This is a genomic window from Dactylosporangium salmoneum (genome assembly GCF_039532525.1).
Lineage (GTDB): Bacteria > Actinomycetota > Actinomycetes > Mycobacteriales > Micromonosporaceae > Dactylosporangium > Dactylosporangium salmoneum.
This window is the reverse complement of record NZ_BAAARV010000142.1, coordinates 128,483-148,205: the sequence shown is the minus strand read 5'-3', so window position 1 is coordinate 148,205 and position 19,723 is coordinate 128,483. Positions and strand designations below refer to the sequence as shown.

The following is a 19,723-nucleotide window of genomic DNA, read 5'->3' as shown; positions in this document are numbered from 1 at the left end:
AAATCACCGGCGCGCACCGTGCGGGTCTGGAGTTTCAGAACGCTCATCGCAATTCACCCCCTTCCGCCGGGACAGGAGTGGGGATCGCCCTTTCACAACGCCTCCGAGCAGCATTGGGACAGGCTGCTGCACACGCTGTGCGGGCTGCGCAGGCCGTGGCCGTGCGCGCGCTGCCGGAGGGTCTGCAACTTCAGGATGCTCATTCGTCTCGCCCCCTTTCCAGGGCGTCGCACCGGACCGGAAAGGGATCGTGGGGGCACCGCGCCGCGCCGGCCGCCGCGCCCCCACGTCCGGGCGGCGGCTAGTCCACGTTGTGGCAGCAGTTGCTGGTGGAGCTGGTGCAGCTGTTGCCGCGCATGCTGTTGTCAGCGACGCGCTGCGGCAGGTTCTGCAGCTTCAGGACGCTCATTGTCGGATTCCTTCCACTAGTTGCGGCTGTTGCAGCAGCTGCTGGTGCTGCTGCTGCAGCTGTTCTCGCGCATGCTGGTGTTCGCCATCACGCGCTGGGGCAGGGACTGCAGCTTGAGAATGCTCATTCCCGGTCGCTCCCTCGCTAGTTCGCGTTGGTGCAGCAGTTGCTGGTGGAGCTGGTCGTGCTGTTGCCGCGCTGGCTGTTGTCCGCAACGCGCTGCTTCATGGCCTGCAGCTTCAGAACGCTCATCTGTGTCACCCCCTCCCGAACGGGCTCCAGCCTCACCCGGCATCGGCCGGCCCGGACGAATCCCGAACGATCCCGAACGCGTTGGCATTGACGCCTGCCATTTGCTAACGGTTGACGGGTGACATTGCCCGACCCCGGGACGGCCCGGACGCTCGACGACCTCATCGACCGGCTGCGCAGGCTCAAGGTCTGGGCCGGGGACCCGTCCTACGACGCCATCAAGGAGCGCATCAACGCCGCGTGGACGGCGGCCGGCCGGCCCGCCGCCGAGCTGACCGGCAAGACCACGGTGGCCGACTGCTTCCGCACCGGGCGGCGCCGGCTCAACCCCGACCTCGTCGTCGCGGTCGTGACCGCGCTGCTGCCCGACCCCGGCTACGTCGCCCAGTGGCACCAGGCGCTGCGGGTCGTCACCGGCGAGACGCGGGCGGGCGCCCAGGTGCGGGTCTCCGCCGCGCTGCCGCCGGACCCGGACGGGTTCGTCGGCCGCGACGCGCAGCTGCGCCGCATCCGGGCCGCCGCCGGGTCCGGCGGGACCGTCGTGATCACCGGCATGGCGGGCGTGGGCAAGACCCAGCTCGCCGTGCGGGCGGCGCACCTGTTGCACGGCTCGTCGCCGTACACCAGCGTGCTCTTCGTCAACCTGCGGGGCCACCATCCCGACCCGGCCCAGCCGCCGGCCGATCCCGCCGCCGTCCTCGACGGATTCCTGCGCATGCTCGGCGCGGCCGGCCAGCAGATCCCGCACGACCTGCAGGCCCGGGCCGCGGCCTGGCGGGAGCGGCTGGCGGGCGCCCGGACCCTCGTCGTGCTCGACGACGCGACCGACGCCGGGCAGGTCCGCCCGCTGCTGCCGGACCTGCCCGGCTGCACGGTGCTGGTCACCGGCCGGCGCAGGCTGGCCGACCTGCCGGCCGCCGCCCACGTGGACCTCGACGCGTTCAGCCGGGACGAGGCGGTCGCGCTGCTGACCCGGGCCGTGCCGCACGTCGCCGCGGGGGCCGATCCGGGCGCCGCGGGCCGGATCGCCGACAGCTGCGGCGGGCTGCCGCTCGCGCTGGGGCTGCTCGCCGCGCACATCCGGGCCCGGCCCGGCTGGACGCTCACCGACCACGCCGCCCGGCTCGACGAGCGGCACCGGGGCGGGCGGCTCGACCGGGGCGTGGAGCTGGCCCTGGACCTGTCGTACCGGCGGGCGAGCCCGGCGCGGCAGCGCATGCTGCGGCTCGCGGCCCTGCACCCGGGGCAGGACTTCGACGCGCAGGCCGCGGCGGCGCTGGCCGGCGTGAGCCGCCCCGCCGCGCAGGCCCACCTGGCCCAGCTGTGCCGCGACAACCTGCTGCAGCGCGGGCCCGCCGGCCGGTACACGCTGCACGACCTGGTCCGCGCCTACGCGGCCGACCGCGCCGCCGACGAGGACCCGCCGGCCGAGCGGCGGGCCGCGCTGACCCGGCTGTTCGACGGGTACCTGGCCGCGGCGGCCGCGGCGATGGACGCGCTCTACCCGGTGGAGACGCCCCGCCGCCCGCGCACGGCCGGGCCCGCCGCGGCCCGCCGGTGGCTCGACACGGAGCGGCCGGTCCTCGTCGCCGTCGCCGCCCACGCGGCCGCGCACGGCTGGCCGCGGCACGCCACCCGGCTGTCGGGGATCCTGTTCCGGTACCTCGGCGCCGCCCACCCCGGCGACGCCCTCACCGTGCACGCCCACGCCCTGGACGCGGCCCGCGGCGGGGCCGACCGGGCCGCCGAGGCACACGCGCTGATCAGCCTCGGCGTGACGCACATGCAGCTGGGCCGGCCCGGCGAGGCGGCCGAGCGGCTGGGCGAGGCGCTGCGGCTCTTCCGCGCCGCCGGCGACCTCGACGGCGAGGCCCGCGCCCTGGTCAACCTCGGCGTGGTGGAGGCCCGGCAGGGCCGCGACCGCTGCGCCGCCGGGCGGCACACGCGGGCCGTGGAGCTGTTCGGCCGGGCCGGGCACCGCACCGGCGAGGCGAACGCCCTCGTCAACCTCGGCGAGTCGGAGGGCCGGCTGGGCCGGCACGGCCCGGCGATCGAGCACCTGCGGCGGGCCCTGGACATCTTCCGCGCCGCCGGCGACCGCACCGGCGAGGCGTGGGCGCTCAACGGCCTCGGCGAGGCCGAGCTGCGCGCCGGGCGACACGAGGCGGCCGCCGGGCACCTGCGGGAGGCCCTGGAGCTGTACCGCACGCTGGGCAACGAGGTCGGCGAGGCGTGGACGCTGGACAACCTCGGCGCGCTGGACACCCGGCTGGGCCGGCCCGCCACCCACCACCAGCGGGCGCTGGCCATCTTCCGGGCGGCCGGCGAGCGCGGCGGGGAGGCCAGCGCGCTCAACGGGCTGGGCGAGGCCGCGAACGCCGCCGGCGACCCTGCCGGCGCGCTGGCCTGCCACGCCGCCGCGCACGCGGTCGCCGTCGACATCGGGGCCCGGGAGCAGCAGGCCCGGGCCCACATCGGGCTGGCCGGCCACGGCCGCGCCGACCCGGCGCTGGCGCGGACCCACCTGCAGCAGGCGCTACGGCTGTACCGCGACCTGGAGATGCCGGAGGCGGACCGGGTCAGCTCCTGGATCTCAGCCCTGCAGTAGCTCTGCCGTCTGCTCGGCGATCGCGTACTCCTCGTCGGTCGGCACCACGCACACCGCGACCTTCGCGCCGTCGGGGCTGATGATGCGCGCGTTGGCGGCGTTGCGGGCCTCGTCGACCGCGATCCCCCACCCGTCCAGGCCCTCCAGCGCGGCGGCCCGCACGGCGGGGGCGTGCTCGCCGACCCCGGCGGTGAAGACGATCGCGTCGAGGCGGCCCAGCACGGCGTGGTAGGCGCCGACGTACTTGCGGATGCGGTAGCAGTACACGTCGAAGGCCAGCGCGGCGGCCTCGTCGCCGGCGGCGCGGCGCTCCAGCACGCTGCGCATGTCGTTGACCCCGGCGAGGCCGAGCAGGCCGGCGTGGCGCTGCAGCGCGTCGTCGACGGCGGCGAAGTCCATGCCGGCGACCCGGTTCAGGTAGGAGCCGATGGCCGGGTCGAGGTCGCCCGAACGGGTGCCCATCACGAGGCCCTCCAACGGGGTCATGCCCATGGACGTGTCGACGCTGCGCCCGCCCCGCACCGCCGTGGCGCTGGCCCCGTTGCCCAGGTGCAGCACGATGAGGTTGAGCTCGGCGAGCGGCCGCTGCAGCAGGGCGGCGGCGCGGCCGGCGACGTAGCCGCACGAGGTGCCGTGGAAGCCGAAGCGGCGGATGTCGTACTTCGAGGCGAGCTCCCGGTCGATGGCGTAGGCCGCGGCGGCCGGCGGGATGGTCGCGTGGAAGGCGGTGTCGAACACGGCGACGTGCGGCACGTCCGGCAGCTTCTCGCGGGCCGCCTCGATGCCGATGATCCCGCCCGGGTTGTGCAGCGGGGCGAGCGGCACCAGCTCGCGCAGCACCCCCAGCACCCCGTCGTCGACCAGCGCGGGCCGCTCGAAGCGCGCGCCGCCGTGCACGATGCGGTGCCCCACCGCGTCGATCGGAGCGTCGCCGAGCCCGTCGAGCACCTGGTCGAGCGCCGCCTTGTGATCGGCGACGCCGCCCGGCTCGCCGATGCGCTCGATCAGGCCGCGCTGCCCGGCCGCCGGGTCGGCGAGGTCCACGACGCGGTACTTCACCGACGACGAGCCGCTGTTGAGCACGAGGATCATGCAAGGCAGACTAACGCTGTGGCGCGCATCGTGTACCTGCTCGAGCTCGGTCCGGACTCCGGCAAGTCGGCGGTGGCCCTGGGCCTCGCCGAGCTGCTGTCCCGCAAGGTGCCCGGCATCGGAGTCTTCCGGCCGGTCAACCCGGCGACACCGGATGTTCTCCTGGAGTTGCTGCGCCAGCGGTACGGCATCGCCGACGAGCAGCTGCACGGGGTCACCTACGCCGAGGCCGCCGCGATGCTGGCCGAGGGGCGGGCCGAGGAGCTGGTCGGCCGGATCGTCGAGCAGTTCCGCCCCCTGGCACACCGCCACGACGCGGTCGTGGTCATCGGCACCGACATCGACGACGACCTGGCGTTCAACGTGCGGCTGGCCAACGAGTTCGGCGCGGTGGTGGTGGCCGTCGTCAACGGCTCCGGCGTCGGCCCGCACACCCTGGACTCGGCCGCCCGCCAGGCATACCACGCGCTCGCCGACCTCGACGCGACAATCGCCGCGGTGATCCTCAACCGCACCCCGGAGGTCGTGCCCGCACCGGAGCTGCCCGTCCCCTGCTACGTGATCCCCGAGGTGCCGACGATCGGCGCGCCCACGGTCGGCGAGGTCGCCGCGCAGCTGGGCGCGAGCGTGATCACCGCCGGACTGGGCGACCCGGACGCGGCGCTGGGCCGCGACGTGCTCGACTACGTGGTGGGCGCCGCCCAGGTGCCGGCGCTGCTGTCCCACCTGACCCCGGAGTGCCTGCTCATCACCCCCGGCGACCGCGCCGACCTGCTGGTCGCGGCGGGCGCCGCGCACGCCTCGGGCCTGGTGCCGCTGGCCGGGATCGTCCTCACGCTGGGCATCGCACCCGACCCGACCGCCCTGGCCCTCTTCGAGCGGCTCAACCCGGGCCTGGCCGTGCTGTCGGTGCCGACCGCCTCCTACGACACGATCGCCACCTCGACCCGCATGGAGCACCGGCTCGGCCCGGCCAACCCGCGCAAGGTGGAGGCCGCGCTGGGCGCCTTCGAGTCCTATGTGGACACCGACGGGCTGGCCGGCGCGCTGGAGCTGAACGAGCCCGCGCGGGTGACGCCGCTCATGTTCGAGTACGACCTCATCGACCGCGCCCGGGCGCAGCGCCGCCACCTGGTGCTGCCCGAGGGCACCGAGGAGCGGATCCTGCGGGCCGCTGACATCCTGCTGCGCCGCGGGGTGGCCGACCTGACCCTGCTCGGCGACCCGGACACGATCCGGACCCGGGCCCGCGACCTGGCCCTGGACGTGAGCGCGGCCCGGCTGATCGACCCGGTGCGCGACCCGCTGCGCGAGGAGTTCGCCGCCACCTACCGGGATCTGCGCGCGCACAAGGGCGTGACGCTGGACCTGGCCCGCGACGTGGTCGCCGACGTGTCGTACTTCGGCACGCTCATGGTGCAGCTGGGCCACGCCGACGGCATGGTCTCCGGCGCCACCCACACCACCGCGGCGACCATCCGCCCGGCGTTCGAGATCATCAAGACCGTCCCCGGGCTGAGCGTGGCCTCCAGCGTGTTCTTCATGCTGCTGCCCGACCGGGTGCTGGTCTACGGCGACTGCGCGGTCAACCCGGACCCGGACGCGGAGCAGCTGGCCGACATCGCGATCTCCTCGGCCGACACCGCGGCCCGCTTCGGCGTCACGCCACGCGTGGCGATGCTGTCGTACTCCACCGGCACCTCCGGCTCGGGGGCCGACGTGACGAAGGTGGCGCAGGCGACCGCGCTCGTCCGCGAGCGCCGCTCCGACCTGCCGGTGGAGGGCCCGATCCAGTACGACGCGGCGATCGACCCCGCCGTGGCGGCCACGAAGCTGCCCGGCAGCGCGGTGGCCGGGCAGGCGACGGTGTTCGTGTTCCCCGACCTCAACACGGGCAACAACACCTACAAGGCGGTGCAGCGCTCGGCTGGCGCCGTGGCCGTCGGTCCCGTCATGCAGGGCCTGAACAAGCCGGTGAACGACCTGTCCCGCGGCGCCACGGTGAAGGACATCGTGAACACGGTCGCCATCACCGCCATCCAGGCGCAGAAGGCGTAGGGCCGGCCCCTCGCTTTCGAGCGGGCGGCCCGCGGTCAGGGCAGGATGGAGGCATGACAGCGAGACTCTCAACCGTCGTGCTCGACACGCCCGACCCGCACGCTCTGGCCCAGTTCTACTCCGAGCTGCTGGAGCTGCCGATCACGAAGGTCGACGGCGACTGGATCGACATCGGCGACGGGGCGAGCCGAATCAGCTTCCAGCTGGCCCCGAACCACATTCCGCCGCAGTGGCCGGACCCCAACTACCCGCAGCAGCTCCACCTGGACATCTGGGTCGACGACATCGACGCCGCCGAGGCGAAGGTCCTGCGCATGGGCGCCCAGCTGCTGTCCACGAAGGAGGCCGGCTTCCGCGTCTACAGCGATCCGGCCGGGCACCCGTTCTGCCTGGAGTACGCCTGAACCGGCTTCGGCTACGGGTCGGCGGTGGCCTTCGCCGGGCAGCCGTGCTGCTGCTCCCAGGCGTTGAGCTCGGCCACCGGCGACTTCTCCTGGTCGGCCTTCCACGCGTCGAGGTACGACCACGGCCAGATCACCCCGCGCCGGGTCCACCAGTCACCGGTCTTCTGGCACGCGGGCGAGAGACCGAAGTGGATGTGGCAGGCGCTGGCGTCGCCGGTCCGCCCGACCTTGGCCACCGGCTGGCCGGCCTCCACCCGGACGCCCGCCTCGATGGCGTTGTTGATGGAGGAGAAGTGCGACATGTAGTACCGCGCCCCGTCGTCGCCGAGGATCGACACGGACAGGCCGCCGCGGGAGGACCCCTCGTTGACCTTGGCCGTCCAGGTGTCGACCCGGGTGACCTCGAGCACGGTGCCGTTGACCGGCGAGAGGGCGTTGAGCCCGCAGTTCGCGATGATGTCGCTGGCCGGGTAGTCGTGGTGGTCGTGGGAGTACGACCCCTTGCCCTGCAGCGGGAACACGTGCTTGGTCGTGCCGCCCGGGGCCGCGCTCGCGGCGCCCGACGGCGTCAGCCCGGCGGCGGCGCCCGGCGACGAGGACGCGTCCGGCACCTGGCGGCCCTGCGACTCCTGGGCGACCGGCGCCTGGGTGGCGGGCGCGGGGTCGCCGCCGCAGCCGGCCGCTCCGAGACCGACCAGCAGGGCCACCCCGGCGAGACTCACACGCAGCGCAGACATCGCCCGCCACCCTACGCCACGGGCGCCAGTCAGGGCGCGGCCGGCGGCGTCCAGTCCGGGTCGCGGCCGCTCAGGCCCAGGCAGCGGGCCAGCAGCGGGGCGTCCTGCGGCACGGGGACCTCGGCGCCGTACACCCCCATCGCGCGGCCCTGATCGGCGGAGCGGGCGATCTCGGCGTACAGCTGGCGCAGGATCTCGTCGCTCCACGTCACGGGCGCGCCGAGTGCGCGGGCCAGGTCCCAGCCGTGCAGCACGAACTCGCCGAGGACCATGCCGCCGACGAGGTCGGCCGGCAGCTCGACGGTGCCCATCCGGGTGGTGCCGGCCCAGGCGTCCGGCTTGCCCCACGCCTCGGCCAGCCGCTCGACCTGCTCGCGCAGCGGCACGCCGGTCGCGCCGGGGGCCACGCTCTCCTTGCGGGCCGCGCCCTCCAGCGGCGGGCCCCACTCCAGCAGGTGCTCGCGCAGGCCGGCGACGTCCCAGCCCCCGCACGGGGTCGGGGCGGTCAGGTCCCCCGGCCCGATCCGGTCCACCACCGCCAGCATTCCGTGCGCCGCCTCTTGCACCACCACGTGATTCGCCATGCCTTCGAAGATCCCGCAGCGGTACGGCGTGCGTCTTGAACAAACGCGACACTCCCCCGGTGGCATGATGGGCGGCGATGCGCGACGCCCGCGAACTGTCCGGGGCCTGGGCCGACTTCCAGCGTCACGGCTTCGCCCCGCCCGGGCCCGGCGCGGCGCAGGTCGTCGCGCGGTACTGGTGGGCCCGCTGGGACCTGCGCGGCCAGCCCGACTACGTGCAGCTCATCGTGCCGTACCCGAGCGTGCAGCTCACGTTCGGTGAGGGCGCGCCCATGGTGCGCGGGGTCGCCCGGGGGCGGGTCCGGCGCACGCTGTCCGGGCTGGGGTCGGTGTTCGGCGTGACGTTCCGGCCGGGGATCTTCCGCCGGTTCCTGGGCGCGCCGGTCGACTCCGTCACCGACCGGGCCGTGCCGGCCGCCGCGGTGTTCGGCGACGCCCTCCCGGCCGTGCAGCTGTCGACGGTGGCCGCCTTCGAGGACTTCCTGCAGGCCTGCCCGGCGCCGCCCGATCCGGACGGTGACGAGGTGGCGTCGTGGATGGCCGACATCGCCGCGAGCCCCGGCCTGCTGCGGGTCGAGCACCTCACGCGGCGCTACGGCGTGCCCACCCGGCGCCTGCAGCGGCTCTTCGCCGACCACGTGGGCGTGGGCCCGAAGTGGGTGCTGCGCCGGTACCGGCTGCACGAGGTCACGCAGCGGATGGCGGCGCGGGCGCCGATCGACTGGGCCGGGCTGGCCGCCGACCTGGGCTACGCCGACCAGGCCCACCTGGTCCGCGACTTCACCAGAATGTACGGCGAGTCCCCGACGGCCTACGCGGCCCGTTACTGAGCCTTGTGCCGGCCCCTCCGGCGGACCGGCTCGTCCTCGGCGGCGAGGGCCTCGATGGCGGAGCAGGGGTCGCCGAGCGGGTCGTGGGCGTCGAGGCTCACGGCGACGCTGCGCAACATCGCGCGGAACTGGGCGCGCTCGTCCTCCGGGAGGGCGCCGAGCACCCGGTCCTCGACGTGGCGGAGCTTGCGCTGCAGGTCGCACAGGGTGGCCCGCCCGGCCTCGGTGGCGATGATCCGCCGGGCGCGGCGGTCGGCGGGGTCGGGCTGGCGCTCGATCACGCCGGCCTTCTCGAGGTCGTCGAGCAGGTACGTCATGACGGTCCGGTCGATGCCCAGCTTGTTGGCCAGGGCCAGCTGGGTGGCGGCATCGCCGTCGACGGCGGAGGTCAGCACCTGGTAGCCGCGCGGCCCGCCCGGCACCCCGGCGATGACGGACTGGGCGCCCTTCGCGTACCCGCGCAGCAGCACGCCCAGCGCCCAGCCGAGGTCCGACTGGAGGTCGACATGGGAGTGAGCCGGGCTGTCCGGCGCCTGCGTCATGGACTCATGATAAACAGCTCACTCACTCTTGCCACAAGATGTTCTGCGACGCAGACTTTCTGCGTAGCCACTGGCACTTCGTGGAGGTACCACCAATGCATCTCTTCCGTCTCGACGCGAGCATCCGGGTCGCCGGATCGGTCAGCCGGGCCCTGGCCGACACCGCCGAGCAGGCGTGGCTCGCCGAGCACCACGACGCCGTGGTGACCCGCCGCGAGCTGGGCCTGGAGCCCCTGCCGGCCGACGCGTGGGCGCGCGCCGTCCGGGCGCAGCTCGACCCGTCGGCCCCGCCCGCACCCGACGCCAAGGAGCTGGTCGAGCGGCTGTCGGCGGAGCTGCTGGAGGCCGACGCGTACATCTTCGCGATCCCGCTGTACAACTGGGGCGTCCCCGCCCATGTGAAGACCTGGATCGACCTGGTGTCGCTCAACCCCCGCTTCGGCGGCGCCGGCGACCGTCCCCTCGCCGGCCGCCCGGCCGTGCTGACCCTGAGCCGCGGCGGCGGCTACGGCCCGGGCGCCCCGAAGGAGGGCTGGGACCACAACGGCCCGTACCTGCGCCGGATTCTCGGCGAGGTGCTGCACCTCGACGTGCACGTGGCGGAGGCGGAGCTGACGCTGGCCGACGTGAACCCCGCCATGGCCCCGCTGCGCGGCCTCGCGGCCGACCTGCTCAAGGCCGGGCACGAGCACGCCGCGACGCACGGGCGCCGGATCGCCGAGCTGGCCCGCGCCTGATCACCGGGACGAGTCACGGCACCGCGCGGTGCCGTGACCTGTCCGGCCCGGCGTCAGCCGCCGAGCGGGGGCAGGTTGTTGGTCAGCTCGATCGCGGTGTGGATGAGCGACTGCAGCCGCGCGGTCAGCGCCAGCAGCAGCTGGTGCGCGGCCGGCCCCGCGTGCAGGGCGGCCTCGCGCAGCGTCTCCAGGTCGCCCTGGACCTGGCTCAGCTGGCCCGGCAGGTCGCCGACGCCGCGCTCCAGCGCCTCGGCCATGTCCGCCAGGCTCACGCCGTTGGCCTCCAGGACCTTGATGGCGGCGATGCGCTCGACGCAGGAGGCGTCGTACAGCCGGAAGTTCCCCGCCGTACGCTGCGCGGACTCGATGAGGCCGAGCCCGGTGTAGAAGTCGACGGTGCGGGTCGACACGCCGGCTTGGCTGGCGAGCTCCCCGATCCGCAGCAGTCTTGACACGATCCAACCCTACAGTGCCGCGTGCTAGTGTGCCGCATGGTCTTCCGGAGCCTGCGCCGCGCCATGGGTGTGGGCGGACCGGCCGTCGACACGGTACTAGACGAATCTGTGACCCGCCCTGGCGCGACACTCCCGGGGGCGGTCCGTCTCACCGGCGGCGAGCACGGCGTGGACATCGAGCGGATCGTCCTCACGCTGGTGACCAGGGACGGGGCGCGCACCTCGGAGATCGCCCGGCACGAGGTCGACGGCGGGTTCCGGCTGGCGGCCGGCGAGCACCGGGACCTGCCGGTGCGGCTCGCAGTTCCCCTGCACACCCCCGTGACGCACGTCTATGGCGAGCGGGTCCCCGGGCTGGCCGTCGGGGTGCGCACCGACCTCGAGGTCGCGTTCGCGGTCGACCCCGGCGACATGGATCCGGTGGCGGTGCATCCCCTCCCCGCCGAGGCGGCCGCGCTCGAGGCGCTGCGCTCGCTCGGGTTCCGGTTCAAGTCCGCCGACGTGGCGCAGGTGTTCGAGTTCTGGGCGGCGCCGCAGTACCAGGAGTTCGCCACCGAAGTCCGTGTCGGATTCGTGACCTGGGCCGACGACGTGGAACTGGTGCTCGACGGGCGCCTGCGGACCCGCCATGACCGGCGCGAACCCGTAGACTGGGCGGCCGCCGTCGACCGGCTGATGCGACAGATCGGGCAGATCTGACGATGCACTCCCACCTGACCGGGCCAGGTTGTCGATCGGTCGACACGGTACCGTTAGGCGACAAGGGTTGACAGCAGCTTGACGACGGACGCAGGAGGCGGGGCATGCGAGAGCTCGTCGTGGTGGGTGTGCGGGCGCAGACCTGGCAGAGCCGTCCTGTGGTCCTGCTCAAGGACGAACCGACCGGGCGGCACCTCCAGCTGCCCGTCGAGGGCGGTCCCCGCAGCATGGACGAGCCGATCAGCGCCGAGCTGTTCCAGCGCGCGCTGACCGCGCTCGGGGCCCCGCTGCGGGCCGTCGAGGTCGTCGCCGCGCACGGGCCGTTCCAGCTCGTCCTCGGCCAGGGCATCCGGGTGCCGGCCGCGCCGCTGGAGGCCATCGCCCTCGCCCGGCACTGGGGCGTGCCGATCCTCACCACCGACGAGCTGCTCGACCAGGCCGCCGTGGCCGCCCCCGAGGGGCCGACCCAGCCGCTGGACCTGACCGCGCACATGGAGAAGCTCCCGACGGGCCGGGCCACCCTGCTCATCCGCAAGGGCGCCGAGGCCGGCGCCGAGTTCGCGCTGGACGGCGATGTGGTGCGCTGCGGCCGCGACTCGGCCAACCAGATCGTGCTCGACGACAACACGGTCTCCCGCAAGCACGTCGAGTTCCACCGCAACTCCGGCAGCTTCGGCTACTCGATGCTCGACCTGGGCAGCCTCAACGGCACCTACGTCAACGGCGAGCGGGTCAAGTCCGCCACCCTCAACGACGGCGACGAGGTCCAGGTCGGCAAGTTCACGCTGCAGTACCAGCTGCGGTAGCGCTGCCTCACCAGCGCTTCCTGTTGCGGCGCTGCCTTTTCTTGCTGTGGCAGCGCCGCCTCACCAGTTCGACGGCCTGTTGCGGCGCTGCCTTTTCTTGCTGTGGCAGCGCCGCCTCACCAGTTCGACGGCTCGTAGTCCTTGAGGAAGCAGCCGTAGAGGTCCTCGCCGCGCTCGCCGCGCACGATCGGGTCGTAGACCCGCGCCGCGCCGTCGGCGAGGTCCAGCGGCGCGTGGAAGCCCTCCTCGTGCAGCCGCATCTTCGTCGGGTGCGGCCGCTCGTCGGTGATCCAGCCCGTGTCCACCGCGGTCATGAGGATGCCGTCGGAGAGCATCTCCTCGGCGCTGGTGCGGGTCAGCATGTTCAGCGCCGCCTTGGCCATGTTCGTGTGCGGGTGGCCCGGCCCCTTGTACCGCCGGCTGAACTGCCCCTCCATCGCCGAGACGTTCACCACGTACTTGCGCCGCGCCGTCGAGGCGGCCATCGCCGGACGCAGCCGGCTCACCAGGATGAACGGCGCGGTCACGTTGCACAGCTGCACCTCGAGCAGCTCCAGCGGGTCGACCTCCTCGACCGTCTGCACCCAGCTGTTGGAGTCGGCGAGGTCCGGCACCAGCCCGCCGGCGTCGATCGCGGTCAGCGCCGCGATCCTCTCCACCGTCGTGTTGCGGCTGGTCAACGCCAGCGCCGTGAGCGCGTCCGGCGGGATCAGCGTCGGCGCCACCCCCGCCTCCAGGGTCAGCTCCGCGTGCGGGTCGGCCTTGTGGAACGTCACCACGTCGGGCATCGTCCCGTCCAGCACCAGGGGCGCGGACTCGGCCGCCACCAGGTGCGAGTACGACCCGGCGGTCCGCTTCACCGTCTGCGCCGCGTTGTTGATGAGGATGTCCAGCGGCCCCTGCGCGGCCACGTCGTCGGCCAGCGCCGCCACCTGCGCCGGGTCGCGCAGGTCGATCCCGACGATGCGCAGCCGGTGCAGCCAGTCCCCGCTGTCCGGCATGGCCGCGAAGCGCCGCACGGCGTCGTTGGGGAACCGCGTGGTGATCGTGGTGTGCGCCCCGTCGCGCAGCAGGCGCAGCGCGATGTACATCCCGATCTTCGCCCGCCCGCCGGTCAGCAGCGCCCGCCGCCCCGTCAGGTCGGTGCGCTGGTCGCGCCGCTCCCGGTTGAGCCTCGCGCACGGCGGGCAGAGCTGGTGGTAGAAGGCGTCGACGTCGACGTACCGGCTCTTGCACGTGTAGCACGACCGGGCCCGCAGCAGCCGCCCCGCCGTCGCCCCGGCCGTCGGCGACACCAGCGCGATGCCGGCCGTCTCGTCGTCGATGCGCCCCGGCGCGCCGGTCGCCGTCGCCGACGTCACCAGCCGGTCCGCCTCGGTGATCGCCGCCCGCCGCTCGCTGCGCCGCTGCCGCTTGACGCTCTTGTACAGGTGCGAGGTGGCGCGCCGCACCATCTGCACGTCCGGGTGGTCCGGCGGCAGGTCCTGCAGCTCGTCGAACACGGCCAGGCAGATCGCCAGCCGTTCGGGATCGATGCCGGTGGCGTGGGCAGCGTCGTCGGGGGAAGGGTCGTGCGGGGTCACGCAGGAACTGTACGCAACGCCCCCGCCGACGCACCAAACGAAAACGGGTCCGGAAGGCGCCTTTGCCTCCCGGACCCGTTGCTGCGTGGCGTGCACCGTCCCCCGTTGCTACTGCACCTCGGCGACGCCACGTCGTTCCGTGCGATCGCCTGAGTAAACCGCACCTTGCCCGGCAAATCCGGCATATCCGGATAAGTAGGGGCACGGTTCCGTCCTTAGGGCTTTTCGGCAGCAGCTTCGGGGGGGTGCGTCGCGCCGGGAGCGATGCCAGGGCGGCCTCCTCGCCCCGGTTGCCAAGATCGGGACGGACGTATCACATTTATGACCTGGTCGGGTATAAGTCCGACATGTCGTGGCGCGCCAGCGCCCGACATGTCGGTTTTCCCGCCCCGAGCCGCTACGGTGCGATCTTCGCCACCGGGCGCAGCCACGGGATGGCGAGCAGGATCACCACCGGCGGCAGGATGAAGCCGGCCGTCACCGACGACGCGGCATCGAGGATGACGCCGTCGATCGCCGCGCCCGCGGCCGCGCCGACCGAGAACGCCGTCGCCACCCAGGCGAAGGCCTCCGCGGCGGTGCCGGGCGGGGTGATCCGGTCCACGGTCAGGAAGGTCGCGGCCAGCAGCGGCGGCAGGCCCAAGCCGCACAGCACGGTCAGCGGCAGCATGGCGGCGACCGCCGACGGGGTCAGCAGCAGCGGGATGTAGCCCAGGCCCAGCAGCGCGGCCAGCAGGGGAAGGCGGCGGCCGCCGACCCGCAGCCGCGTGTTGACCAGCCCGCCGGCCAGCGCGCCGACGGCCTGGGCGGCCAGCAGCCCGCTCGACCACGACCGGTGGCCGACCGACTCGGCGTAGTCGAGCAGCGCCACCGGCAGGCTCCCCACGCCCGCGCCGACCAGCACGACCGCGGTCAGCAGCAGGCGCAGCGGGCCCGAGCGCAGGGCGCCGGCCCAGTGGCGCTCGGCCCGTTCGCCGCGCCAGGCGCGGACCGCCGGGGTCGACACGAACCACAGCGTGCCGGCCAGCTGCAGGGCGGCCGTCGTGTACACGCCCGTCGTGCCGCCGCCCAGGGCCACCGCGCCACCGGCGACCAGGGGGCCCAGGATGAAGATCAGCTCCTGGACGGCGATGTCCAGCGTGTACGCCGTCGGGACCTGCGCCTCGTCCAGCAGGTCGCGCCACAGCACCCGCAGGCCTGCCTCGAAGGGGGGCGCGCCCAGGCCCGCGAGCAGGGCGGAGAGCAGCGCGGCCCACAGCGGTACACCCTGGGCGAGCACCACGAAGCCCGCCGTGGACACGGCGGCACCGGCCAGCATGACCGGGGGCTGGCGGAGGCGGTCGGCGATGCGGGCCAGGACCGGGCCGCCCACGGCGAGGCCGGCCGTGTACACGCCGACCAGCAGTCCGGCGGCGGCGATGGAGAGGCTCTCGCGGGCGTACAGCAGCAGGGCCACCGGCGCCGCGCCCAGGGGCAGGCGCCCCAGGGTGCTGGCGGCCAGGACGCGGGCGACCTGCGCGGCGCGCAGCACAGCGGAGACCGACATGCGCGTGATCATGCCATCCGCTTAACCCCGCCATAAAACCGGCGCGGGACGCTCAACGGGGGCTTAAACGTGCGTTAGCCCGGATTTGCAAATTGCCAGAGGGCTCGTTAAGCGCCGCTGGGATACGTTTCTCGGCACCCGAGAGAAATGGTGTGGCAAGAATGCGCAGAACCGTGCTATACCCCCTTGTCGCCCTGGGGGCGACGGCCGGCACCCTGGCGTTCGCCAACCCGGCGTCGGCCCACGGCTACGTATCCTCCCCGCCCAGCCGCCAGGCCCTGTGCGCCCAGGGAAAGGTGCCCGACTGCGGCGCCATCCAATACGAGCCGCAAAGCGTCGAGGGGCCCAAGGGGCTCAAATCCTGCGACGGCGGCAAGACGCAGTTCGCGGTCCTCAGCGACGACTCGCGCAACTGGCCGGCCACGTCGGTGGGCACCTCGGTGACGTTCAGCTGGGTGCTCACGGCCCGCCACGCGACGAGCACGTGGGAGTACTGGATCGGCGACAAGCGCATCGCGGTCTTCGACGACGGCGGCAAGCAGCCCAACGCGACCGTCTCGCACCAGGTGAGCCTGGCCGGGTACTCGGGCCGCCAGAAGCTGCTGGCCATCTGGAACATCGCCGACACCGCCAACGCCTTCTACAACTGCATCGACCTGCAGGTCGGCGGCTCCTCCGGGGGCGGCGGCAGCACGCCGACGCCGACCCCCACGAAGACGGCGAGCCCGACGAAGTCCCCGACGCCCGTCCCGACGAAGACGACCGCCGCGCCGACCCCGACGGCCACCAGGACCACGGCGACGCCGACGCAGACCGGCGGCCCGACCGGGGACCCGGCCGGCACCGCCTGGGCCGCGGGCACGCTGTACCACGTGGGCGACGTGGTGACGTACAACGGCAAGCGCTACCAGTGCCGCCAGTCCCACCGCGCGATCTACACGTGGGAGCCGATCTACACCCTGGCCCTCTGGCTGCCGCTGTGAAGCGCCTCGCCCTGACCCTGCTCGCCGCCGCGCTACTGCTGACCGGGTGCGGCAAGACGGTACAGCCGGCGCCCGGGACGGCCGCCCAGGCCGGCATCGCCGAGGCCAACGCCGTCGCGGCCTCCGGCCCGCACAACGACTTCGACGTGATGTTCCTGCAGATGATGATCGCCCACCAGCAGCAGGGCCGGCAGATGCTCAAGCTCGGCGAGCAGAAGGCCGTGCGCGAGGACGTCATCGACCTGGCCGGCGCGATCGACGTGACCGAGGCCGAGGAGGTACAGACCATGCAGCGCTGGCTGAAGGCCTGGAACGTGCCGCAGACCGACGTCACCGACCCGGCCGTGCACGCCGCCCACGGCGGCCACCCGGCGACCGGCCCGGAGGAGATCAAGGCGCTGCAGGACGCCACGGGCCAGGACTTCGAGACGAAGTTCCTGAACCTGCTCATCGGTCATCAGCACAACGCGGTGGAGCTGGCCCAGCAGCTGGCCACCACCGGCCAGAACCCGACGGTGAAGCAGCTGGCCGAGCGGATCCAGCTGTCGCGTACCCAGCAGATCAAGCAGATGCTGGGCCTGGTCGGCGGCTGATCGACGTTCGAACGGGCCGGATCGGGGGCATCAATACCCGGTCCGGTTCATTCGTCCGCGCAGAAAGGTCGCGCCAGTGTCGTCCACCGCTTCTCAGGTCATGAGCCGCTGCCCGCAGTGCGGCGCCCGGGTCTTCGTCAATGCCGGCTCCCCCACTCCCCCGCACCAGCCCGACGGCGGCCCCGGCACCGCCCAGTGCCCCGGCACCGGCAAGCCCTCCCGCTGAGCGAAAGCGCGCAAGTCCGATAGATCGGGCACCGGCGCGCCACGACTATCGGACTTATGACCCGACAGGCGATAAGTCCGAAATGTCGCGGCGCGCCAGCGCCCGACATTTCGTTGAGGCCGCAACGATGTCCCCGGGCGCGTCTCCGCCCGGCTCCCGATCAGAGCGCATCCGTCCCCGACGATGCCGAGGATCGTGCGCATGTCGTCGTGCGCCCGCTGCGGCTCCGACGCCGCCGGCGCGCCGGCGAAGCCGTGTATGGGCCGCACAACGTTGCGGCCCCGGCGGGCCCGAGGTTGAAGTGGACCTCGAGCCGCTGCCGGCCGGGCGGCGCCCGCCACGCGCGCCAGGCGTCGTCACGGTTGAGCTCCTCGCGGAGGCCCGGCATACGTCAGCCACAGCGACTCGAACCCGCAGGTAGTGCGCGCCACGCCACTCGCCGTTTTCGCGTCCTAGGAAACTAGGTTGTGGGGCTTCCGGGGGCAGGGTGAAACCCGGGGATCACCCGTTTTGTGCAGCGGTGCAGGCGGGCTGCGCAGGCACGATCGTCGGCATGTTGCACCTCGACCCCGACAGCGTGCTGGTCACGACCGCCGCTGAGCTCCAGATCCGCCACCTCGAGCGGGACCCCGACGATCCCGGTCGCTGCGCTGCCTGCGGGGCGCCGCTTCCCTGCCCCGTGGAGGCCGCGGCCGCCCTCGTCTGCCGGGCTGGCGGGCTGTGGCTGGAGGGCGACACGGTGGTCGACGCGCTGGAGCCGCCCACCCAGCTGATCGCGATCGTGCCCGCGGATGTGTGAACCGCGCGGGCGGCACCATGTAGAACTGACGGCATGGATGGCAAGCGCCTGCAAGGCATCGGGTTCGCGGCGGCGATGGGTGCACTCGCCGGGGCGGCGCTCACGGCCCACCGCGGGCCGCGGGCCGCGCTCACCGGGGCCCTGGTCGGCGGCGGCGCGCTCGCGGCGATCGACGGGGCGGCCCGGGCGATGCAGGGGCCGGACGAGATCCCGGCCGTGTGGGCGCGGATCGCGGCCAGCGGGGCGATCGCCGCGCCGATCGGGTGGGCGGCCGGCAAGGCCGGGGCGAGCCCGCTCGCGGTCGGCGTGGCCAGCGGCGCGATCGCCGGGGCGATGGGCGTGCGTCCGCAGAAGGTCGCGCTCGGGCCGGTCGTCGGCCTGGCCGTCGGGGCGGCCATGCGCGACCGGCCGCCGGCGCAGGTCGCGGCGGCCGGTGTGGTCGCCTTCCGGACCGTCTCGCAGCTCGTGTTCCGCGACCCGCAGGTGGCCCTCGTCACCGGGAGCGCGCCCGCCGAGTCATTGCCGTTTGTCGTACCGCTGGAAGCCCGCACCCGCTACGTCGGCACCGGCTACGTGCGAGCGCTGGCCGACGCGATCGGCGGGACGTACCGGGAGGCGGCCGAGGACGTCGGGATCGTCGCCGACCTCGACGCGCTGCACGGTCCCGACTTCGACCCGGCCGGCGTCGACCCGCTGGTGCGCGAGTTCTACGAGCACACGACCCGGTTCACGCTCGACATCGTGCCCCGCTGGCGGCCCTGGGTGCGGCCGGGCTACCTGCTGTACCGCAACCTCGTGGCCCGCCCCCTGGGCCAGGCCAACGTGCCGATGAACCAGCGCGAGATCCAGCAGGGCATGCACAGCCGGATCGACACCATCAGCGGCGCCGACGGGGTCGTGTCCACGCGCGGGTGGATCCGCAGCTTCGCGGACAGCGGGGAGCCGATCTACGTCGGCATCTACACCACCTACCGGCACGGCGAGCGCGGCTACGTCAGCGTCGGCTTCCCGCTGCCGCAGGCCAACTTCACGGCCACGCTGGCCCCGCGCCGGCGCGACGGGGGCGGGCTGCGCCTCACCAGTCGCGGCGCGGACGGGCAGACCGGGCACTACCTGAGCTACATCGACCCGCAGACGCGCAACCTGTCGACGGTCGCGGTGCACGGCTTCGCCGAGGAGCTCGACGTCTACGTGCGGGACGGGCAGCTGCGGGCCGACCACGCCTTCTCGGTCTTCGGGCTGCCGTTCCTGACCCTGGAGTACCGCATCAGCCGGAAAGCGTAGCCACGAGCTCCGGCAGGCGGCCGAGGGCGCGGGCGCCGGCGATCGGGTCGGAGTAGTCGCGGGTGTGCGCGATGCGGCCGTCGCGGATCGTCATCACCATCACGAAGCGCAGCGTGAACGGGGCGCCGGTGGCGAGCATCGTGCCGTGCAGGTCGTACTCCGCGATCACCGTCCCCGGCTCGGCGGTCTCGTGGATGCGCACCCCCGACAGCCCGGTGTAGTGGCGCACCGCCCGGCCGGCGGCGAAGCGGGCCCGCAGCTGCTCGCGGGTGGTCTCGGTGCGCGGCGGGACGAGGCCCGGGGCGGCGAACGGCATCTCGATGACGACCTCGTCGGCGTAGAAGTCGGCGAGGTCGCCCGGGTCGGCGGACACGGTGGCCTGCAGGAAGCGCTCGACGAGCGCCCGGGGACTGCTCATGAATCGGAGTGTACGCTCCGATTCGCTCGGGTGGAAGTTTCGCGGGCCGCCCGTGGACAACCGGGACATCCCACTCGA

The 19,723-nt window shown here is 73.6% G+C and carries 23 protein-coding genes; 12 read left to right on the top strand and 11 right to left on the bottom strand.

The features are described from left to right. Window positions 1-92: 92 nt before the first annotated feature. From ABD352_RS58005 to ABD352_RS55975, 3 genes are all read right to left on the bottom strand, one after another. On the bottom strand, window positions 93-203 hold the full coding sequence (locus tag ABD352_RS58005) for a class III lanthipeptide (protein WP_425554008.1): 111 nt from the start codon (window positions 201-203) through the stop codon (window positions 93-95). A gap of 98 nt (window positions 204-301) precedes the next feature. Next, window positions 302-409 (bottom strand): class III lanthipeptide, encoded by a 108-nt coding sequence (locus ABD352_RS55980; RefSeq protein WP_344620871.1) that lies wholly within the window; start codon window positions 407-409, stop codon window positions 302-304. A gap of 144 nt (window positions 410-553) precedes the next feature. Continuing rightward, the gene (locus ABD352_RS55975) at window positions 554-661 is read right to left on the bottom strand and encodes a class III lanthipeptide (RefSeq protein WP_344620870.1); all 108 of its coding nucleotides are present in this window, start codon (window positions 659-661) and stop codon (window positions 554-556) included. Window positions 662-779: 118 nt separating this feature from the next. On the opposite strand from ABD352_RS55975, the gene ABD352_RS55970 reads away from it, so the two are divergent. Next, a complete protein-coding gene (locus ABD352_RS55970; protein WP_344620869.1) occupies window positions 780-3,269 on the top strand; it encodes a tetratricopeptide repeat protein in 2,490 nt (829 codons plus the stop codon). On the opposite strand, the gene ABD352_RS55965 is transcribed toward ABD352_RS55970, so the two are convergent. Then, the gene (locus ABD352_RS55965; RefSeq protein ID WP_344620868.1) at window positions 3,255-4,361 is read right to left on the bottom strand and encodes an acetate/propionate family kinase; all 1,107 of its coding nucleotides are present in this window, start codon (window positions 4,359-4,361) and stop codon (window positions 3,255-3,257) included. The genes ABD352_RS55970 and ABD352_RS55965 overlap by 15 nt on opposite strands. A gap of 18 nt (window positions 4,362-4,379) precedes the next feature. Here ABD352_RS55965 and pta point away from each other — a divergent pair, with 18 nt between their 5' ends. Together pta and ABD352_RS55955 are read left to right on the top strand one after the other, a co-directional pair. Continuing rightward, complete coding sequence (gene pta, locus ABD352_RS55960; RefSeq protein WP_344620867.1) at window positions 4,380-6,419, top strand: phosphate acetyltransferase; 2,040 nt, start codon at window positions 4,380-4,382, stop codon at window positions 6,417-6,419. 53 nt (window positions 6,420-6,472) lie between these two features. Next, window positions 6,473-6,823: a VOC family protein gene (locus ABD352_RS55955; RefSeq protein WP_344620866.1), complete on the top strand. Its 351-nt coding sequence runs from the start codon at window positions 6,473-6,475 to the stop codon at window positions 6,821-6,823. 11 nt (window positions 6,824-6,834) lie between these two features. On the opposite strand, the gene ABD352_RS55950 is transcribed toward ABD352_RS55955, so the two are convergent. Together ABD352_RS55950 and ABD352_RS55945 are read right to left on the bottom strand one after the other, a co-directional pair. Then, a complete protein-coding gene (locus ABD352_RS55950; RefSeq protein ID WP_344620865.1) occupies window positions 6,835-7,560 on the bottom strand; it encodes a M23 family metallopeptidase in 726 nt (241 codons plus the stop codon). 29 nt (window positions 7,561-7,589) lie between these two features. Next, complete coding sequence (locus ABD352_RS55945; RefSeq protein ID WP_344620864.1) at window positions 7,590-8,144, bottom strand: TIGR03086 family metal-binding protein; 555 nt, start codon at window positions 8,142-8,144, stop codon at window positions 7,590-7,592. Between the two features lie 77 nt (window positions 8,145-8,221). On the opposite strand from ABD352_RS55945, the gene ABD352_RS55940 reads away from it, so the two are divergent. Continuing rightward, window positions 8,222-8,974, top strand: coding sequence for an AraC family transcriptional regulator (locus ABD352_RS55940; RefSeq protein ID WP_344620863.1), 753 nt, complete (start codon window positions 8,222-8,224; stop codon window positions 8,972-8,974). On the opposite strand, the gene ABD352_RS55935 is transcribed toward ABD352_RS55940, so the two are convergent. Further along, window positions 8,968-9,516 (bottom strand): MarR family winged helix-turn-helix transcriptional regulator, encoded by a 549-nt coding sequence (locus tag ABD352_RS55935; protein ID WP_344620862.1) that lies wholly within the window; start codon window positions 9,514-9,516, stop codon window positions 8,968-8,970. The two genes, ABD352_RS55940 and ABD352_RS55935, sit on opposite strands and share 7 nt — an antisense overlap. A gap of 95 nt (window positions 9,517-9,611) precedes the next feature. On the opposite strand from ABD352_RS55935, the gene ABD352_RS55930 reads away from it, so the two are divergent. After that, window positions 9,612-10,253, top strand: a complete 642-nt coding sequence (locus ABD352_RS55930) for an FMN-dependent NADH-azoreductase (RefSeq protein WP_344620861.1) — start codon at window positions 9,612-9,614, stop codon at window positions 10,251-10,253. Window positions 10,254-10,306: 53 nt separating this feature from the next. Here ABD352_RS55930 and ABD352_RS55925 read toward each other — a convergent pair whose 3' ends face one another. Then, window positions 10,307-10,708 (bottom strand): MerR family transcriptional regulator, encoded by a 402-nt coding sequence (locus ABD352_RS55925; RefSeq protein WP_344620860.1) that lies wholly within the window; start codon window positions 10,706-10,708, stop codon window positions 10,307-10,309. A 36-nt stretch (window positions 10,709-10,744) separates the two neighbouring features. On the opposite strand from ABD352_RS55925, the gene ABD352_RS55920 reads away from it, so the two are divergent. Both ABD352_RS55920 and ABD352_RS55915 read left to right on the top strand, forming a co-directional pair. Then, window positions 10,745-11,407, top strand: a complete 663-nt coding sequence (locus ABD352_RS55920) for a sporulation protein (protein WP_344620859.1) — start codon at window positions 10,745-10,747, stop codon at window positions 11,405-11,407. A 104-nt stretch (window positions 11,408-11,511) separates the two neighbouring features. After that, window positions 11,512-12,213 (top strand): bifunctional nuclease domain-containing protein, encoded by a 702-nt coding sequence (locus ABD352_RS55915; protein WP_344620858.1) that lies wholly within the window; start codon window positions 11,512-11,514, stop codon window positions 12,211-12,213. A gap of 116 nt (window positions 12,214-12,329) precedes the next feature. On the opposite strand, the gene ABD352_RS55910 is transcribed toward ABD352_RS55915, so the two are convergent. Together ABD352_RS55910 and ABD352_RS55905 are read right to left on the bottom strand one after the other, a co-directional pair. Further along, window positions 12,330-13,796 carry an SDR family NAD(P)-dependent oxidoreductase gene (locus ABD352_RS55910; protein ID WP_344620857.1) on the bottom strand — a complete coding sequence of 489 codons (1,467 nt, stop codon included), beginning with the start codon at window positions 13,794-13,796 and terminating at the stop codon, window positions 12,330-12,332. A 397-nt stretch (window positions 13,797-14,193) separates the two neighbouring features. Next, window positions 14,194-15,342, bottom strand: coding sequence for an MFS transporter (locus tag ABD352_RS55905; protein WP_344620856.1), 1,149 nt, complete (start codon window positions 15,340-15,342; stop codon window positions 14,194-14,196). A 161-nt stretch (window positions 15,343-15,503) separates the two neighbouring features. Here ABD352_RS55905 and ABD352_RS55900 point away from each other — a divergent pair, with 161 nt between their 5' ends. From ABD352_RS55900 to ABD352_RS55880, 5 genes are all read left to right on the top strand, one after another. Further along, complete coding sequence (locus ABD352_RS55900) at window positions 15,504-16,325, top strand: lytic polysaccharide monooxygenase (protein ID WP_344620855.1); 822 nt, start codon at window positions 15,504-15,506, stop codon at window positions 16,323-16,325. Continuing rightward, a complete protein-coding gene (locus tag ABD352_RS55895; RefSeq protein WP_344620854.1) occupies window positions 16,322-16,918 on the top strand; it encodes a DUF305 domain-containing protein in 597 nt (198 codons plus the stop codon). The genes ABD352_RS55900 and ABD352_RS55895 overlap by 4 nt, the downstream gene beginning before the upstream one ends. 76 nt (window positions 16,919-16,994) lie before the next feature. Further along, window positions 16,995-17,144 (top strand): hypothetical protein, encoded by a 150-nt coding sequence (locus ABD352_RS55890; protein WP_344620853.1) that lies wholly within the window; start codon window positions 16,995-16,997, stop codon window positions 17,142-17,144. Window positions 17,145-17,697: 553 nt separating this feature from the next. Next, complete coding sequence (locus tag ABD352_RS55885; RefSeq protein WP_344620852.1) at window positions 17,698-17,943, top strand: hypothetical protein; 246 nt, start codon at window positions 17,698-17,700, stop codon at window positions 17,941-17,943. A gap of 33 nt (window positions 17,944-17,976) precedes the next feature. Then, window positions 17,977-19,227, top strand: coding sequence for a hypothetical protein (locus ABD352_RS55880; RefSeq protein ID WP_344620851.1), 1,251 nt, complete (start codon window positions 17,977-17,979; stop codon window positions 19,225-19,227). Here the strand turns inward: ABD352_RS55880 and ABD352_RS55875 are convergent. Further along, window positions 19,211-19,645, bottom strand: coding sequence for a nuclear transport factor 2 family protein (locus tag ABD352_RS55875; RefSeq protein ID WP_344620850.1), 435 nt, complete (start codon window positions 19,643-19,645; stop codon window positions 19,211-19,213). The genes ABD352_RS55880 and ABD352_RS55875 overlap by 17 nt on opposite strands. Window positions 19,646-19,723 lie beyond the last annotated feature (78 nt).

Coding starts and splice junctions, on each gene's coding strand:
- ABD352_RS58005 (WP_425554008.1), bottom strand. CDS start 203: ATGAGCATCCTGAAGTTGCAGACCCTCCGGCAGCGCGCGCACGGCCAC.
- ABD352_RS55980 (WP_344620871.1), bottom strand. CDS start 409: ATGAGCGTCCTGAAGCTGCAGAACCTGCCGCAGCGCGTCGCTGACAAC.
- ABD352_RS55975 (WP_344620870.1), bottom strand. CDS start 661: ATGAGCGTTCTGAAGCTGCAGGCCATGAAGCAGCGCGTTGCGGACAAC.
- ABD352_RS55965 (WP_344620868.1), bottom strand. CDS start 4,361: ATGATCCTCGTGCTCAACAGCGGCTCGTCGTCGGTGAAGTACCGCGTC.
- ABD352_RS55955 (WP_344620866.1), top strand. CDS start 6,473: ATGACAGCGAGACTCTCAACCGTCGTGCTCGACACGCCCGACCCGCAC.
- ABD352_RS55950 (WP_344620865.1), bottom strand. CDS start 7,560: ATGTCTGCGCTGCGTGTGAGTCTCGCCGGGGTGGCCCTGCTGGTCGGT.
- ABD352_RS55945 (WP_344620864.1), bottom strand. CDS start 8,144: ATGGCGAATCACGTGGTGGTGCAAGAGGCGGCGCACGGAATGCTGGCG.
- ABD352_RS55940 (WP_344620863.1), top strand. CDS start 8,222: ATGCGCGACGCCCGCGAACTGTCCGGGGCCTGGGCCGACTTCCAGCGT.
- ABD352_RS55935 (WP_344620862.1), bottom strand. CDS start 9,516: ATGACGCAGGCGCCGGACAGCCCGGCTCACTCCCATGTCGACCTCCAG.
- ABD352_RS55930 (WP_344620861.1), top strand. CDS start 9,612: ATGCATCTCTTCCGTCTCGACGCGAGCATCCGGGTCGCCGGATCGGTC.
- ABD352_RS55920 (WP_344620859.1), top strand. CDS start 10,745: ATGGTCTTCCGGAGCCTGCGCCGCGCCATGGGTGTGGGCGGACCGGCC.
- ABD352_RS55915 (WP_344620858.1), top strand. CDS start 11,512: ATGCGAGAGCTCGTCGTGGTGGGTGTGCGGGCGCAGACCTGGCAGAGC.
- ABD352_RS55905 (WP_344620856.1), bottom strand. CDS start 15,342: ATGTCGGTCTCCGCTGTGCTGCGCGCCGCGCAGGTCGCCCGCGTCCTG.
- ABD352_RS55900 (WP_344620855.1), top strand. CDS start 15,504: ATGCGCAGAACCGTGCTATACCCCCTTGTCGCCCTGGGGGCGACGGCC.
- ABD352_RS55885 (WP_344620852.1), top strand. CDS start 17,698: ATGTTGCACCTCGACCCCGACAGCGTGCTGGTCACGACCGCCGCTGAG.
- ABD352_RS55880 (WP_344620851.1), top strand. CDS start 17,977: ATGGATGGCAAGCGCCTGCAAGGCATCGGGTTCGCGGCGGCGATGGGT.
- ABD352_RS55875 (WP_344620850.1), bottom strand. CDS start 19,645: ATGAGCAGTCCCCGGGCGCTCGTCGAGCGCTTCCTGCAGGCCACCGTG.